Source organism: Planctomycetota bacterium, assembly GCA_026387035.1.
Taxonomy (GTDB): Bacteria; Planctomycetota; Phycisphaerae; order FEN-1346; family FEN-1346; genus JAPLMM01.
On sequence record JAPLMM010000250.1, the window covers coordinates 1 to 15,770 of the forward strand.

A 15,770-nucleotide genomic window follows, 5' to 3' on the forward strand; every position below is an offset into this window, starting at 1 on the left:
CGTCACCTCGCTTGATTCCCGTCCGTCCGGGGCATAGTATACAGCGTCCTCCCGGAAAACAAGGCGAGCGCGGATGACGAAAGCCATCGGGTGCATCTCGGGCGGTCTGGACTCGCAACTGGCCGTCTGTCTGCTCCAGCGGCAAGGCATCGAGATCCTCGCGCTGCACGTCCAGCACCTCTGGCATCCGAAACTTCTCGCCGAAGACGATAGGAACGCGGGCGTCCGGGCCGTCGAGGCGCGCGGCGTGCCGGTCCGCCTGGTCGATGCCGCCCAAGCCGACCTCGAAATGATCCAGCACCCGCAGCACGGGTTCGGCAAGCGGATGAACCCGTGCATCGATTGCCGCATCTGGACCCTGCGCCAGGCCCGCCGCCTCATGGAGGAGGAAGGGGCCGACTTCGTCTTCACAGGCGAGGTGGTCGGCCAGAGGCCGATGTCGCAGCACCGGGGGGCGCTCGCCCTCGTCGAGCGCGAAGCGGGCCTGGAAGACCTTCTCGTTCGGCCGCTCTCGGCCAAGCGCCTGCCGCCGACGCGCCCGGAGCGCGAAGGAAAGGTGAACCGCGACGCGCTGATGGACTTCGCCGGCCGGTCGCGAAAACCGCAGATGGCTCTCGCGGCCGAGTTCGGCCTGACGGACTATCCGACGCCCGCCGGCGGATGCCTCCTGACGGACCCGGGCTTCGCCTGGCGCCTGCGGGAACTGATGGACCACGGCACGCCGACGATCGCCGACGTGGAACTGCTGAAGGTCGGCCGCCACTTTCGCCTCGCCGATGGGTCGCACGTCGTCGTCGGCCGCCGCCATGAGGACAATCTCCGGCTCGAAAAACTCTTCCAGCCGGGCGACGTCCGCTTCGAGGCCGACCGCATGACGGGACCCACGACGCTTCTCCGCGGTGAAATTCCGTTTCGTAACCCCCTCTCCCTTGATGGGAGAGGGGAAGGGGTGAGGGTGAACGCTGTCCACCAACGGATTCCCCCTCACCCTACCCTCTCCCACGATGGGGAGAGGGGTTATGAAACAGCGTCGGAGGAAAGCATCGCCATCGCGGCGGGCCTCACGCTCCGCTACGGCAAGGCCAAGCCCGGTGAGGTCCACCCGGTCCGCGTCGCGCCCGTCGGTCCCGGCGCGCCGGGACCGCGCATCCTCGATGCCCGGCCGGCCGACGACGACCTCGCGCGCCGGCTCATCATCTCACCGGAGAACCCCCGATGACCGACGATGCAGGCCTCCAAGCGAAACGCGTTTCGATGGAGACGATCCTGCGGGATCTCGGCTCCGCGGCGGTCGCCTTTTCAGGCGGCGTGGATTCGACGCTGCTCCTGGCCGAGGCCTGCCGCGTCCTCGGCACAGGGAAGGTCCTCGCCGTCACCGCCGACAGCGAGACCTACGTGGCGGAGGAACGCGATCGCGCCCGCGACATCGCCCGGCATCTCGGCATCGAACATGTCATCATCGAGACACGCGAACTCGACATCCCCCACTTCCGCCACAATCCGCCCAATCGCTGCTACTACTGCAAGCGGGAACTCTTCAGCACCGTCCGGCGGCTGGCGGACGAACGCGGCCTGGCCGCCGTCTGCGACGGCGCCAACGCCGACGACCCGGGCGAACACCGTCCGGGACTCCGCGCCGCGGCGGAACTGGGCGTCCGAAGCCCGCTCAAGGAAGCAGGCTTCACGAAAGCCGACGTCCGCGAACTGTCGAGGCAACTCGGCCTGCCGACCTGGAACCGTCCGGCGATGGCCTGTCTGGCGAGCCGATTCCCCTACGGCGACGAGATAACGCCCGAGGCCCTGGAGCGCGTCGCCGCCGCCGAGAGGATCCTTCGGGAACTCCGGTTCGACGGCTGCCGCGTGCGCGACCACGGCTCGGTCGCGCGGATCGAGGTCTCCCCGGCCGACATCGCCCGCCTCGTCGGCCACCGCGAACGCATCGTCCGGGAACTGAAGGCCCTCGGCTACACGTACGTGGCGATCGACCTGGAAGGCTACCGCCCCGGCGCGATGGACGAGACCTTGCCCAACGCGGAACGCGGAATGCGGAATTCGGAATGAAAGGCGGAAGGCGAAGCGGCGCGGAGTTGTCTTGTTCGCCGGCCCGCTTGCCGTCAGGCCACGGCACGCCTGCCGTGCCAGGGCGGGCCGTGGGCCGGAAACATGCTTTCGCAAGCGAAAGCATGGCACCCCTGGCGGCGGCGGCTTCAAGGTTGACGCTCCGCTAGTCTAATAGTAGGATAGTGCTATTCGGAGGGAAGGCTTTGCCCGTCGCAAGCCTGCTGCAAGACAAGCGTGAGCAGATTCTGTCGTTGGCGGCCCGCCACGGGGCCCGGAACGTGCGCATCTTCGGCTCAGCCGCGCGCGGCGATACCGGACCGGACAGCCTGGACCTCGGCGGCCTGCTGATGGACCTGCGCGAACTGTTCGGCCGGGACGTAGACGTCGTGACCGAGCCGAGCCTCCACTGGTACATCCGCGACCGCATCCTGCGCGAGGCCGTGCCCCTATGATCGATGACTGGCCCTGCCCGCGCCGCCTTTGCGATACTTGAGCCACAAGTAGTTGTCGAGGAAGACACGGGCCGGAAGTCCTTTGCGTGGTGCCAAGTCCTTTGCGTAGTCCTGGAACTTCCGGCTTGTTTCCCCATCCTCGTCCAATCCGATCAGGCCCGGCCACGGCGGCAGTTTCAGTTTCCTTTTCCTCGCGTCCTTCCCGAGTTCGCGGGCAACCCTGCTATCCAGCGGGATCTCCATCTGCTTCTGGAACCGCGCGAGGCGAAACCTCCTGGAGAGGTATGTGTTGTAGAGGCACTGCCGCATGAAAAGGTTCATTGACTTGCGTGCAAGACCCCATCGTTTGTTGCGGCCGCGCAACTTCCTCTGGAGGTCTCGGGTTTTCGCGTCAAGCCAACGGACATACTCGGCGCCATTCATGCCCACCAGCCTGCCCAGTCGAAGCCGCCCGAGGTACGCGTGAATCTTCTTGAGCGTGCCTTTGCGTAGACCGCGCACGGTGCTCACGGTCACAGCCTGGATGGCCATGAACTCCTGGACCGCAGAGAGAAACTCCTTGTTGGACATGAGGCTTGCCATGGCGAGCGTCCTCCCTTCGGTTTTCGCGCGGCGGGTGCGGAGACCCGCCGCGCGGCAAGTTGGCAAGACCTACCAGATAGCGATTAGTTCGTCCCGCCCAGGTCCACCTTCGGCGCCTCGCGCTCGACGGCCGACTCGATCTCGAAGAACTCGGCCCTTTCGAAGTGGAACATGGAGGCCAGGATGTTCGTCGGGAACATTTCGCAGCGGTTGTTGAACTCGCGGACGTTGCCGTTATAGAGCCGCCGCGAGGCCTGGATCCGGTCCTCCGTCTCGGCCAGTTGTTTCTGGAGGGCCAGAAAGTTCTGGCTCGCCTTCAGATCGGGATACGCCTCGACGACGGCGAACAGTTGCTTCAGCGCGCCGACCAGCAGGTTCTCGTCCGCGGCCTGCTCGGCCGGCGAACCGGTCGAGGCCACCGCGCGCGAGCGCGCCTCGACGACCCGCTCGAAGACCTCGCGCTCGTGCTTCGCGTAGCCCTTGACGGTCTCGACGAGATTCGGAATAAGGTCGTACCGGCGCTTGAGTTCCGTGTCGATCCCCGCCCACGACTCTTTCACGTGGTTCCGGCCGCGCACGAGGCTGTTGTACATGCCGATGATCACCAGCGCCACCACGAGGGCGAGAATCGCCGCCGGAATCAGGCAGCACGGCAGCCCGGCGACCACCTCTTTCTGGGCCAGAATTGCTGCGGCCGATGCGATGCTTGAAATCATGCCTCGTCTCCCGCCGGTTGTCCGATGCCTCGCGCGCTGCGCACGTAGTCGGGAATGCTGGCGACGATCTCGCGGCCGACCTCGAGCAGCCGGCGCACGTTCGCCGCGTCACCCTGGCTCTCGAAGAGGACCATCAGAGGGCCTTGCATCTCCAGGTTCGGCACGCTGCCGCACCCCAGCAAGTAGTCAATCAGCCTCGCGTGAAGAATGTCGTACGCAAAGCGCCGGTCGTCGCACGCAACATGGTACCGCCGGCTGAACTCGTCGCTCTCGAAATCAATGTCCTCGTAGCCGACCCACGACGCGACGCGGTCGAACAGGTTCTCCGACCGCATCCGAAGCCCTGCGGCCAGGATCGGCAGGCCCATCACGAGCGCCTGGCACGAGTGCGTCGACTGATTCTTTCCGCTGCCGGTCGTATATTGATAGTCGAAGGCGACGACGGCCCGGCCGTCCACATCGCCGCAGATAACGTTCGACGCCCTCCGGCTGTGGCCGCGGCCGAAAAGTTCGAACATCGCGTACTTGTCCTCCAGGTCCCAGGGGTCGTCCGGGTAATACTCGAAGCCGAGTTCGGCGGCCAGGCGGGCCATCGCCTCGCGCCGCTTGCGCGCTTTCAGGATGCCGAAAACAATCAGCGCCACCGCCAGCGCGATGAACGCCGGAACGACGATGCACGGGATCACGTCCATCCGACGGCTCCGAACAGACAAGTGGATTATACGGGTCCCCGCCTCGCCCGTCTAACGCTACCTTGTCATTCTGGCCCCTGGTGCGCGCCCGCCAAGGCGGGCGGCTAAATGTGAACGGCCCACGCCGCCCCCCTTGATTCCCGCAGGCTTGCTGGATACCATACGCCTGTCATGAGCGACCCATTCGCCCCGATTCCCGAGATTCTGGACGACCTCCGGGCCGGCCGCCTGATCGTCCTCGTGGACGACGAGCAGCGCGAGAACGAGGGGGACCTCGTCTGCGCCGCCGAAAAGGCGACCCCGGACATCATCAACTTCATGGCGGCCCACGGCCGGGGGCTCATCTGCCTGCCCATGGCTCCGGAACGGATTGACCGGCTCGGTTTGCCGCCGCAGACGCTGGACAACACGAGCGCGTTCGGGACCGCCTTCACCGTCTCGGTGGATGCGCGGACGGGCGTCACGACGGGCATCAGCGCCGCCGACCGCGCCCGCACGATCCAGGTGGCCGTCGCCGACGACGTGCGGCCCGAAGACCTGGCCCGTCCGGGCCACGTGTTTCCGATTCGCGCCCGACAAGGCGGCGTCCTCGTGCGAGCCGGCCAGACCGAGGGCGCGGTGGACCTGGCGCGCCTGGCGGGCCTGAAACCGGCCGGTGTCATCTGCGAAATCATGAAGGCGGACGGCACGATGGCCCGCGTGCCGGACCTCATCGGTTTTTGCCGCGAGCACGGCTTGAAGATGTGCTCGGTGGCCCAGACAATCGAGTTTCGCCGCAAACAAGAGCACCTCGTCCGCAAGACGGCCGAGGCCCGCCTGCCGACGCGGCACGGCGTCTTCGATCTCCACGTGTACGAGGCCCAGGTGGACCCCTACCCGCACGTGGCGTTGACGCTGGGCGGCATCGGCGTCGCCGGCCCGGACGGCAAGATTCCGGTCCAGACCGATCCGGTCCTCGTCCGCATCCACTCGGAATGCCTGACCGGCGACGTGTTCCGGAGCCTGGCGTGCGACTGCGGCCAGCAGTTGGACCTGGCGATGGCGCGCGTCGCCCAGGAAGGGCGCGGCGCCATCGTGTACATGCGACAGGAGGGCCGCGGCATCGGCCTCGTGAACAAGATCCGCGCCTATCGGCTCCAGCAGGAGGAAGGCCTCGACACGGTCGAGGCGAACGAGCGTCTCGGCTTCGAGCCGGACCTCCGGGAATACGGCATCGGGGCCCAGATCATGGTGGACCTGGGGATACGCCAGGTCCGACTGATGACGAACAACCCGCGCAAGGTCGTCGCCCTCGAAGGCTACGGCCTGAAAATTGTCGAGCGCGTGCCGCTCGTGGTCGAACCGAACGAACTCAACGCGCGCTACCTCGACACCAAGCGCCGCAAATTGGGCCACATACTGGACGAGCCGTCCGACTAGAGCCTCTTCTCTGACACCTCCGGAGCCTGTGCCCGTGTCATGCGCCCAGCCGGCGCAGCCCGGTTTCCGAACCCGCGCTCCGACCGGTGAACGTCCGATGGCCTAACTCAGGACTTCCTCGACGGTTTTGGGGCTGATGAGGCCGCGGAGTTTCCCCAGCGCGCGGCCCTCGATCTGGCGGATGCGTTCCTTGGTGACGCCGAAGTGCCGGCCCACTTCCTCGAGGGTCTGCGGGCCGGGCGTGTCGCCCAGGCCGAAGCGGCGCATCACGATCTCTCGCTCGCGCGGGGCCAGTTGGTCGAGCACCCGCTCGACGGACTGGCGGACGGAGATGTCGGCCTCCTGGTACGGCTCTTCGCCCTCGAAGCGGAGGTCCCGGCTCGTTTCCAGGAGTTCCTCGCGGCCGGTCTGAAAGCGTTCGCGGCGGACGCCGGCCTTCGGCACGCTGCGGGCGAAGTTCTTCATGATCGCCCACGAGGCATAGGTCGAGAACTTGAAACCCCGCGTGTAGTCGAACTTGTCGACCGCGCGGATGAGGCTCATGTTCCCGTCGGAGATGAGTTCGAAGAAGTTCGTCTGAAGCCCCACGTGCCGCTTCGCAATGTTCACCACCAGCCGAAGGTTCGCCTGGATGATGCAGTTCTTCGCGCGGTGCGCCTCGTCCAGCAGGCGCTCAACCTGTTCGATGTCGGCCACCTTGGGCGAAAGCGTGCCCTCGAGCCTCTCGCGCAATTTGGCGGCCTTGAACTTCAGGTAGTTGTAGCGGCGGAAGAGGTCCCGCTCCTCCTCCCTCGACAGAAGGGCCGTCTTATAGAGGCTCTTCAGATAGATCGGCAGGCCTTTCGGGGGCGAGGGCCGGCGTTTCCCCTCCGCCGCCTCCGCCTCGGCCGCGCCGCCCAGGATCAGGGCATCCGCGTCCGGGCGTTCAAACTCCGGGCTCGGCATGAACTCGATCGGTTCCCGGAGGATCTCGCGGGCCCGCTCTTCCGTGATGATCCGGTAGATGCTGGACCGGGTGCGGCAGAAGCGCCTCGCCAGGCCATGCACGCTCACGCCGCGCTGGTACGCCTGGTAAATCAGGCGCCGGTCGTAGGCCCGCAGCGGCTCCCCGACCTCCGGGAACAGTTTTTTGTACGGGTGCTGGCGGTCGTACTCCTTGATGGTCTGGCGGACGGTTTCGACGGCCCGGCCGAGTTTCCGCGCCACGCGCTTGGAAACCTCGAACAGGCAGCAGTGGCAGAAGAGGCTCAGCCGCCGCGCACGCCGAATGATTTCCCGCCGCTCGTCCGGCAAAACCCGGCTGAACTTGGCGCCCGCCTCCACCTGCTCGTGGTGCCGCGACGCAAATCGCTCGACGCTCGACTGGAGAAACCCCACGCGCATCCGGCCGTCCGGCCAGACGAACTTCCGCGACACCAGGCCCCCGCGCCGCCACCGTTGGATGGTCTTCTCCGAGACGTTGAAATGCTTCGCCGACTCGGCGATCAGAAGCACCGGCTCTCCGACCTCGGACACCCGAATCTCGAGCGTCGCCGACAATTGCTCCACGAGGCGCACGAGGTCTTCGCGCAAGGTTTTTCCCGGAAGATTGCCGATCACCTTACCGCGCGGGCGGTAACCCGTGATTTGATAGCAGACGAACTCGTAGGGGTATGTTCGGCCGGGTTCCACCAAACAGGCCAGACGCTCCGCCCGATTGACCTGCTCTAGACGGACAGCGACGGGGGAAAAAGCGAGTTGTCTCCCGAGATCGGCTATTTCGGCGTGGTGGAACCTAGCCATGGGTCACCTCGCCACCCTATGTCCAGCCCCTAACAGTATAATACAGCGCCCGAGGGGGCCTGTCAAATGAAATCCGGCGGCGTCTTGCTCTCCAGGTGTCCAGCAATTTGCCTCCTTGGCAAGGGGCCACCTGGAACCATTCCGGCCTCTTCTATCTCCCTTTTCGGCAACCTGGGCGCCCGAAATGCAGAAATCGGCCCTTGGGTCTGATAATCTGGACGTCTGAAGGACGATTCGGAGAGCCGCCAGCGTCCGGAAAGGCCGGTCGGCCTCGCGCCGGCCACCTGCCGGCAGCGACCCCTTCCAACACCCTCCAGGAGGTCAGGCAGAAGTGTTCAGGTGCCGCTCAAGCACCCCCACAACCATATTCATGCCGCTCGGCCGTTGACCAGGGTCTTTCTCCAGGCACCGCATTACAAGGTGGGCCACTTCCTGGGGCACATTGGGCGCCCGGCGGTCCAGGGACACTGGGTGGACGTTGAGGATCTTGTTCAGAACCTGGTGGTGTTCGGGACTCTCAAAAGGCCACTGTCCAGCGAACAACTCGTATGCCACGACCCCCCAGGCAAAAATATCAATCCGGTGATCGCACGGTTCGCAACGAAGCAATTCAGGGGCCAGAATCTCCGCCGTGCCTACGCGACTCCGCACGACGGGCAAATCCAGCAAGGGCAACGCCAGGCCGAAATCAATCAACTTGACCCGATCATCATTCGTGACGAACAGGTTCTTCGCACAGAAGTCGTGGTGTACAAAGCGCTTAGCGTGCACATGGGCCAGCCCCGACGCCGCCTGATGCAGGTACGAGAGCCGCTTGCCGTTCAGCCTCCGACTCTTGCCGGACATCAGGCTGGCCAGCGTCACGCCTTCCAGGTATTCCATAACCACATAGTCGTTTCCGGCCAGGTTGCCATGATCCAGACACTTGATGACGTTGGGGTGGTCGAAGGCGCAGGCAATCTGACCTTCCGTAAAATCCCGGTGCCGGGATTCCAGGCGTTCGACGGCTTTCCTGGCCCCGGGCTTATGAATCTTGATGGCAACCAACTGGCGGGTCTTGCGGTCCCGGCCCTTGAAAACGGTGGACATGCTCCCCTGGCGGATTACACCCAGCGCCGTATAGCCGACCAATTCAGCCGCTTGGCCGCCACGGAGCCTTTGGAAAAATTTCCTCAGCACCGCCCTGCTCCAACCTGTGAGTTTTCGGGATAAGGAACATGATCGCTAATAAAGCCAAGGGATTATAGCACATCGTCGGCGGGCGCGCCAAGAAGAAATCTCGGCCTGGAACGGTTTTTTCTTCCCCTCTCGCCCCGCGCCGATGACCTCCTGGACCACGGTCCTCCCGACGGGGACAACACGCGCCTGCGAAGGGTCTGCGAAGTGGATCGCCGGGGCCGCCTGCGGCCGGTCCGCCGGCTATATCCAGCAATAGTCAATCAGTGCGGCTATTTCGCTCCGGAGGTCTCGGCGGTGGGTGATGCGGTCCACGAAGCCGTGTTCCAGCATGAACTCCGCGGTTTGAAACCCCTCCGGGAGTTCCTGCCGGATGGTCTGGTAAATGACGCGAGGTCCCGTAAAACCGATCATGGCGCCCGGTTCGGCGATGATGAGGTCGCCCAGGAAGGCGAAACTGGCCGCGACCCCGGCGGTCGTCGGGTTCGTCATCACGCTGATGTACAGCCCCCCTGCCCGGTCAAGCCGGCCCACCGCTGCGCTCGTCTTCGCCATCTGCGCCAGGCTCAGGACACTCTCCTGCATCCGGGCGCCGCCCGAGGCGCTGCAAATGACGAGCGGGACGGCCAGTTCGGTCGCCTTTTCGGCCGCCGTCGCGATCTTCTCGCCGACCACCGACCCCATCGATCCCATGATGAAATTCGGGTCGAGCGCGCCGAGCACCACGGGCCGCCCCTTGATGTACGCCCGCCCGACGATGGCGGCGTCGTAGAGGTTCGTCTCCCGCCGCGCCTCCGCCAAGCGTTCCCCATACGTCTTGCGGTCCTTAAACCCAAGCGGATCGGGCGACACGAGGTTGGGCAGGTACTCCTCGAAACTGTCGGCGTCGGCCAGCAGCGCGATCCGCTGCCGCGCCCCGATCTTGAAATGGTACTGGCATTCCGGACAGACGTGCAGATTCTCTTCGACCCGCTTGCGATAGACCATCTCCTCGCAGCCGGGGCACCGCAGCCAAAGGCCTTCCGGTATGTCTTTCTTTTTAGCCCGGCCTTTGATGGCCATTTCACGCCTCGTCCCTGGGGCCCGCTGGCCGTGCGCCCGCGTCGGCGGCGCTTCGCAGGTCGGCGATGGCCCGCGCGTAGTCGCGGTCCGGCGCGCCGAAGACGGCCGTCCCAGCGACGAACACGTCGGCCCCCGCCTTTGCCGCCTCGCCGATGGTCTCGGGATTGATGCCGCCGTCCACCTCCAGCCGCTGGTTCGGCTCCAACCACCCGCGGACCTCGCGGATCGTCGGCAGGACCTCGGGCATAAACTCCTGCCCGCCGAAGCCCGCGTAGATGGTCATCAGCAGGACCATTTCGACGTGCGGCACGGCGAGCCGGAGGCGGTCCTGCGGCCCGTCGGGGTTGATCGTGATGCCCGCCGAGCAGCCGAGTTCGTGAATCCGGTCGGCCAGCGCTTGCGGCTCGGCGACGACTTCGGCGTGGAAGGTGATGTTATCGGCGCCCGCCTCGGCAAACGCCTGGAGGTACCGCGCGGGCTCCGCAATCATCAGGTGCACGTCGAGCAGCAGGTCCGTGACAGCCCGCACTTTCTCCACAACCACCGGCCCGATCGTCAGGTTCGGCACGAAATGACCGTCCATCACGTCCACGTGCAACAGGTCGGCCCCGGCCTCCTCGACGCGCGCGATCTCCTCGGCCAGGCGGGCGAAATCCGAGGCCAGGAGGCTCGGTGCGATGGCCGGACGACCCAACTTCGCGAGCCGACGTCTCAAGGCCCCGCTCCTTTTTATTCATTACGCGTCGTCGATGATCTCAATCGTGGCGAACGGCTTGCCTTCGAGGAACTCCAGGCTCGCCCCGCCACCCGTCGAAATGTGGGTCATTTCCTCAACTAGGCCGAACTTCTCGACGGCCGCGCCCGTATCCCCGCCGCCCACGATCGCCGTGCCGTGTTCGTCCACCTGGGCCAGGGCCTCGCAAATCGCCCGGCTCCCCTCCGCAAACGGCGCCATCTCGAAGATGCCCATGGGCCCGTTCCAGATCACCGTCTTGGCATCCGCCAGCCGCTCGCGGTACAGTTCAATCGTCTCGGGCCCGATGTCCACGCCCATCCATCCTTTCTGGATCTCGGGTCCCTGCACGTCGGTCTCCGCGTCGGCCGACGCTTCCTTGGCCACAAGGTGGTCCACCGGGAAGAGCACCTCGGCCTTGGAGGCCCCGATCTTCACGAGGAGTTTCTTCGCCAGGGCGATGACGTCGGTCTTCGAGCCGTCCTTCTCCTCCTTGACGCGCTCGACCTTGCTCTTGCCGACCTCCTGGCCGCGGGCGACCATGAACACGTACGCCATCGCCCCGCCGACGAGGAGCCGGTCAACCTTCGCCAGGAGGTTCTCAATGACGGCGATCTTGTCGGACACCTTCACACCGCCCAAAATGGCCACGAAAGGCCGCTCGGGCCTCTCCACCGCCTCACCCAGAAACTTCAGTTCCTTCTCCATCAGGAACCCGATGGCTCGGGTGCCCTTGGGCATGAGGCTCGGCACGCCGTAGGTGCTCGCGTGCTTCCGGTGCGCTGTGCCGAACGCGTCGTTCACGTAGAGGTCCGCCAGATTCCGCAGCGCCTTGGCGAACTCCGGATTGTTCTTCTCCTCGCCTTTGTGGAATCGCAGGTTCTCCAGGACAAGCACTTGGCCCGGCTTCAGGTTCTTGACCATCTTCTCGACCTCGGGACCGATGCAGTCGGGGGCAAGGGCCACCGGGCGCTCGAGCAACCGCCCCAACCGCTCCGCCGCCGGCTTCAGGCTCATCGCGTCCTGGCGCTCGCCCTTGGGCCGGCCCAGGTGGCTCATCAGGATGAGCCTCGCCCCCGCGTCCACCGCGCAGACGATCGAGGGCAGCGCCATCCGGATCCGCCGGTCATCCGTCACGTTGCCGTTCTCGTCGAGGGGCACGTTGAAATCGACGCGCATCAGAACGCGCTTGCCCTTCATCGTCAAGGCATTGATCAGTTTTTTGGCCACGGCCGGTCCCCTTCCGTATGAGCAATCGGGGGCGAGCCGCGCCAGCCCGCCCCCGGTTCCCGAGTGTGTGGCGTTTACATCCCCGCAATCTTTGCGGCCAGATCCACCATCCGGTTCGAGAAGCCCCACTCGTTGTCGTACCACGAGGTGACCTTGCAGAACGTCGGATCGACCATCATCGTCTGGTTCGAGTCGAACAGGCTGGAGCACGTGGTGCCGATGGTGTCGCTCGAAACGATCGGGTCGTCCGTGTACACCAGGATGCCTTTCAGCGGGCCCTGGCTGGCCTTCTTCATGGCCGCGTTGATCGCTTCGACGGTGGCCGGCTTCTCCAGTTCGGCCGTCAGGTCAACGATGCTGCCGACCGCCACCGGCACGCGCAGCGAGTAGCCGTTCAGTTTCCCCGCGAGGGCGGGGATCACTTTGCCCACCGCCGCCGCCGCGCCGGTCGTCGTCGGAATGATGTTCAACGCCGCCGCCCGCGCCCGGTGCAGGTCCTTGTGAATGAGGTCCAGAATCCGCTGGTCGTTCGTGTAGGCGTGGACAGTCGTCATCAGGCCGCGCTTGATGCCGAAAGACTCGTGCAACACCTTCGCCACCGGCGCCAGGCAGTTCGTCGTGCAGGACGCGTTGGAGACGATCTTGTGCTCGGGTTTCAGCGTGCCGTCGTTCACGCCGATGACGATGATGGCGTCAATCTCGCCTTTCGGCGGGGCCGAAAGGATCACCTTCTTCGCCCCGGCGGCGATGTGCTTCTGACACCCCGCCCGGTCGCAGAAAACGCCCGTGCACTCGAACACCACGTCCGTCTTGTGCTGGCCCCACGGAAGCGCCGCCGGGTCCTTCTGGGCCGTCACCGGAATCTTCGTCCCGTCCACCACCAGTGCCCCATCCGCGGCCTCGACGGTCCCCTGGAATCGACCGTAAACCGTGTCGTATTTCAGAAGGTGCGCCAGGGTCTTGGCATCCGAAAGGTCGTTGATGCCGACCACGATGAACTGGCCCTTCTTGCGCTGCCAGAGCACCCGGAACACAAGCCGACCGATCCGACCGAACCCGTTGATGCCGACGTTGATCGCCATACGACTCTCTCCTTCCGCTGCGGGTGATGCTCCTGGGTTCCCCTTTTCCATGGGTGGCGCTCGTCCCGGCGTCCGCCCGCCTATGTCGGTTCCTTCTTATAAGGCCGAACGGAGAGCCCTGTCAAGCCATTTTCGCGTCCTGACCCCTTCCGGAGCCGGTGAAAGCCGCCTTGACTGCGTCTCACAAAGTCGCCATAGTAAGGCTAGATCGGCGTCGGCGCCTGCGAGGGGTTCCGGAACGTGCGACCAACTGCACTTGCTTCCTTGCTGCTGAAGCAGCCCGGGTCCGCCCTGGCGGAGATTCTCCACCAGAGCCTCCGGGCCGCCGGCGCCCGCGTCACCACGGCCGCCAACCCCTACGAGGTCCTCGCCGAAGCCGCCCGCGCCGAGCATCCTTTCCGCTACATCCTGCTGGGCGTGGATTACTTCGGCCGCGACGACTTCCGCCTGCTGCCCCTGCTCCGGCGAGAATGGCCCGAGGCCTTCCTCGTCGCTTACCACTCGTCGGGGTTCGAGTACAAGGGCGAACTGGCGGAACTCGTCGGCGCCGACCTCGTCCTGGCCGACGAAAAGGGACTCGCGGCTTTCCTCGACAGCCTGTCCATACGGCCGGCGTCCGCTCGGCGCCCGGCAACGGGGGGCGTCGCGGTGGAGGCCTACCTGGCCCGGCCGGCCCGCACCCCGGCGGGAGCCGAAACGCCTGCCACGGCCGCGCCGGAATCGCCAACAACCAAACCCCGGCCGGCGCCGGACCAGGATGACGCGACACATCTCACGGAGGATGAACTCCGCCTCCTGCTCGGCGAGGAGGATCCGACGTGAACCCCGGCCGAGACGCGCCGATTTCCACCCGCCCGCCACCGGCGGTCATCTTCGTCTGCCGGGATGCCTCCCGCCGCGCCCTCGTCGAACGCGCCGTTCACGAAACGCGAACCTACTCCTCCGCCGCCGAGGCGTTCCTGGCGGCCGTGCGCGACCCGCCGCACGCCGTCCTCTTGAATCTGCGCGACGTGGCCGACCGGGCGGCCGACCTCCTGCATTCGCTTCGCTGCGAGCAGCCCCGGACGCCCGTTTACCTCGTCGCCGAATGCGAGGACGAGCCATCCGCCCGAGCGCTCGCGGACGCCGGCGCGGCCGACTATTTCGTTCTTCCCGGCGACCTGGCGCGCCTGACCGAGGTCCTGGCGCCGCAGAGTCCGTCGGCCGGCCCGGAGGGCGGCCCTCCGCCCGACGATCGGCCCGAGCCGCCTATCGACGCGCCGCCTCCCCCACCGGCGGACCGGCAAGCCGAGCCGGCGCTGGACCGCCCAAGCCCCCATCCGAAATTGCCCGAACCTCCCAAGTCGAAGACCCCATCTGACAGGGGGGCGCCCGGGGCGACGAAACGCATAGGCAAAGGACCCGCGGCAGGCATCGCGCATGTCCGCAGAATCGCCCGTCGCGACCCTTCGGGCCAGTGGCGCCTCCTCGAGGCCGCCGGCCGCATCGCCTGCCTGGCCCTGAGCGACGCCGAAAACATCCTGGCCGAGGGAACGGATGTTATTCTGGATGCCCTCGGCGTGACGCGGGCCACCGTCCTCCTCCAGCGGTCTTCCATCGTCGATTCGGAACTCGTCCAGGCGCTCCAGGTCGGGCCCCCTCCCCCTTGGGAGGCGCTCCAGGTGCAGCGCGTCGGGGCCGAAGAGGTCCTCCGCACCGGCCGGGCGCTCCTCGCAAGAGGTCCCGATGCCCAGGGCGAGGGGGCCACTTTGCTTCTTCCTCTGCGCGAACGGGCGGAGGTTTTCGGCGCGCTGTGCCTGTCGGGCAAGGCGGAGGGCCTGGCCGTCACGGCCGACGACCTCGACGCCGCCGCACCGCTCGCCGATTCGGTCGCCTGCCTCTACCGCGCCGCCCTGCACCGCCGGTGCTATGCCGGCCAGGTCCTGCGCGACCCCGAGACCGCGCTCCTCGCGCCGGAAGCCTTCGAGGAGTGCGTCGAGAAACTCATCGACTGGGCGTGGGAACGCGAGGCCGAAGTGCCCGTCGTGCTCCTGGAGGCGAGGCCGGCGGGCGACGCCCCGCCCTCTTCCGAGAGCCTGGCCCAGGTCGGCCGCGCCATCGGGGCCTCGGTCACCAAGGGCCGCCAGGCCGGCCGACCGGGGCCTGCCCTGTTTGCCGTGGCGTGGTCGCGCCGACTCCGGGAGAATGAAGGCTATGGCGAGGCCAACGCGGCCTATCGCTTGCTGGCGGACCGGTTGACGGCGCTCGGCCCGAGGGTCGACGCCGGGTTGCGATTGCGGGCTGGCGTGGCCGTGTTTCCGTCGGACGGCGACAGCGCCGACGTCCTTCTGGCCGTCGCCCAGGAACGGCTGGCGACACAGGACCGCCTGACCGCCCCAACGTAGTGCTACTTTGTCAACTTCGCGCCCCCGAGAGGGGGGATAGCGCGGCGGGCATTCTTGCTTGCCACGCCGAAGCGTATCGGCGAAGGCGGGCCCGCCGCGCCGGGATCACGTTCCCAATCGCCGAGGTTCAACTTACGGGCGGTGACCTGTCCTCCGTAGCCCGCAGGGCGAAGGAGGATTGTGGATAACTTTTTGGCGCGAGTTTTGGGGGGTATTTTTTTGCTATTTTTTACAAGCCACCGGCCCTGGCGCTAGCGTCCGGGCGGTTTTTTCACTGCACGGGACCCGAATGTTAAGATGGGCTAGCGCGGATTTAGGGCCTTTTTCGACTTTTTTCACGTTTTTGGGGCGGTTTTTACCGGTTTTTGTGCCCTATTTCGCACTTTTTCCATCCATGTC

General features: G+C 66.0%; 15 protein-coding genes. 6 read left to right on the forward strand and 9 right to left on the reverse strand.

Features of this window, described 5'->3' with window-relative positions; all coding sequences use genetic code 11:
- Window positions 1–73 precede the first annotated feature (73 nt).
- The 3 genes from NTX40_09400 (at window position 74) to NTX40_09410 (ending at window position 2,513) form a co-directional block, all read left to right on the forward strand.
- Window positions 74–1,219, forward strand: coding sequence for a hypothetical protein (locus tag NTX40_09400; GenBank protein ID MCX5649291.1), 1,146 nt, complete (start codon window positions 74–76; stop codon window positions 1,217–1,219).
- Window positions 1,216–2,061: an ATP-dependent sacrificial sulfur transferase LarE gene (gene larE / locus NTX40_09405; protein ID MCX5649292.1), complete on the forward strand. Its 846-nt coding sequence runs from the start codon at window positions 1,216–1,218 to the stop codon at window positions 2,059–2,061. The genes NTX40_09400 and larE overlap by 4 nt, the downstream gene beginning before the upstream one ends.
- 203 nt (window positions 2,062–2,264) lie before the next feature.
- The gene (locus NTX40_09410; protein ID MCX5649293.1) at window positions 2,265–2,513 is read left to right on the forward strand and encodes a hypothetical protein; all 249 of its coding nucleotides are present in this window, start codon (window positions 2,265–2,267) and stop codon (window positions 2,511–2,513) included.
- Here NTX40_09410 and NTX40_09415 read toward each other — a convergent pair.
- From NTX40_09415 to NTX40_09425, 3 genes are all read right to left on the reverse strand, one after another.
- On the reverse strand, window positions 2,508–3,095 hold the full coding sequence (locus tag NTX40_09415) for a hypothetical protein (protein ID MCX5649294.1): 588 nt from the start codon (window positions 3,093–3,095) through the stop codon (window positions 2,508–2,510). The genes NTX40_09410 and NTX40_09415 overlap by 6 nt on opposite strands.
- 83 nt (window positions 3,096–3,178) lie before the next feature.
- Complete coding sequence (locus NTX40_09420; protein MCX5649295.1) at window positions 3,179–3,811, reverse strand: LemA family protein; 633 nt, start codon at window positions 3,809–3,811, stop codon at window positions 3,179–3,181.
- A complete protein-coding gene (locus tag NTX40_09425; protein MCX5649296.1) occupies window positions 3,808–4,503 on the reverse strand; it encodes a hypothetical protein in 696 nt (231 codons plus the stop codon). The genes NTX40_09420 and NTX40_09425 overlap by 4 nt, the downstream gene beginning before the upstream one ends.
- A gap of 171 nt (window positions 4,504–4,674) precedes the next feature.
- On the opposite strand from NTX40_09425, the gene NTX40_09430 reads away from it, so the two are divergent.
- Window positions 4,675–5,922 (forward strand): bifunctional 3,4-dihydroxy-2-butanone-4-phosphate synthase/GTP cyclohydrolase II, encoded by a 1,248-nt coding sequence (locus tag NTX40_09430; protein ID MCX5649297.1) that lies wholly within the window; start codon window positions 4,675–4,677, stop codon window positions 5,920–5,922.
- Window positions 5,923–6,024: 102 nt separating this feature from the next.
- Here NTX40_09430 and NTX40_09435 read toward each other — a convergent pair whose 3' ends face one another.
- The 6 genes from NTX40_09435 to gap form a co-directional block, all read right to left on the reverse strand.
- Entirely contained in the window at window positions 6,025–7,704 is a 1,680-nt protein-coding gene (locus NTX40_09435; GenBank protein ID MCX5649298.1) for a sigma-70 family RNA polymerase sigma factor, read from the reverse strand.
- A gap of 321 nt (window positions 7,705–8,025) precedes the next feature.
- Window positions 8,026–8,883 carry a serine/threonine-protein kinase gene (locus NTX40_09440; GenBank protein MCX5649299.1) on the reverse strand — a complete coding sequence of 286 codons (858 nt, stop codon included), beginning with the start codon at window positions 8,881–8,883 and terminating at the stop codon, window positions 8,026–8,028.
- A 240-nt stretch (window positions 8,884–9,123) separates the two neighbouring features.
- Window positions 9,124–9,942, reverse strand: a complete 819-nt coding sequence (accD, locus tag NTX40_09445) for an acetyl-CoA carboxylase, carboxyltransferase subunit beta (GenBank protein MCX5649300.1) — start codon at window positions 9,940–9,942, stop codon at window positions 9,124–9,126.
- 1 nt (window position 9,943) lies between these two features.
- Complete coding sequence (rpe, locus tag NTX40_09450) at window positions 9,944–10,657, reverse strand: ribulose-phosphate 3-epimerase (GenBank protein ID MCX5649301.1); 714 nt, start codon at window positions 10,655–10,657, stop codon at window positions 9,944–9,946.
- A 21-nt stretch (window positions 10,658–10,678) separates the two neighbouring features.
- Entirely contained in the window at window positions 10,679–11,905 is a 1,227-nt protein-coding gene (locus NTX40_09455) for a phosphoglycerate kinase (protein ID MCX5649302.1), read from the reverse strand.
- 74 nt (window positions 11,906–11,979) lie between these two features.
- On the reverse strand, window positions 11,980–12,987 hold the full coding sequence (gene gap / locus NTX40_09460) for a type I glyceraldehyde-3-phosphate dehydrogenase (protein ID MCX5649303.1): 1,008 nt from the start codon (window positions 12,985–12,987) through the stop codon (window positions 11,980–11,982).
- Between the two features lie 240 nt (window positions 12,988–13,227).
- Between gap and NTX40_09465 the strand changes: the two genes are divergently transcribed.
- Window positions 13,228–13,809 (forward strand): hypothetical protein, encoded by a 582-nt coding sequence (locus NTX40_09465; GenBank protein MCX5649304.1) that lies wholly within the window; start codon window positions 13,228–13,230, stop codon window positions 13,807–13,809.
- On the forward strand, window positions 13,806–15,371 hold the full coding sequence (locus NTX40_09470; GenBank protein MCX5649305.1) for a hypothetical protein: 1,566 nt from the start codon (window positions 13,806–13,808) through the stop codon (window positions 15,369–15,371). The genes NTX40_09465 and NTX40_09470 overlap by 4 nt, the downstream gene beginning before the upstream one ends.
- The last annotated feature ends 399 nt before the right edge of the window (window positions 15,372–15,770 follow it).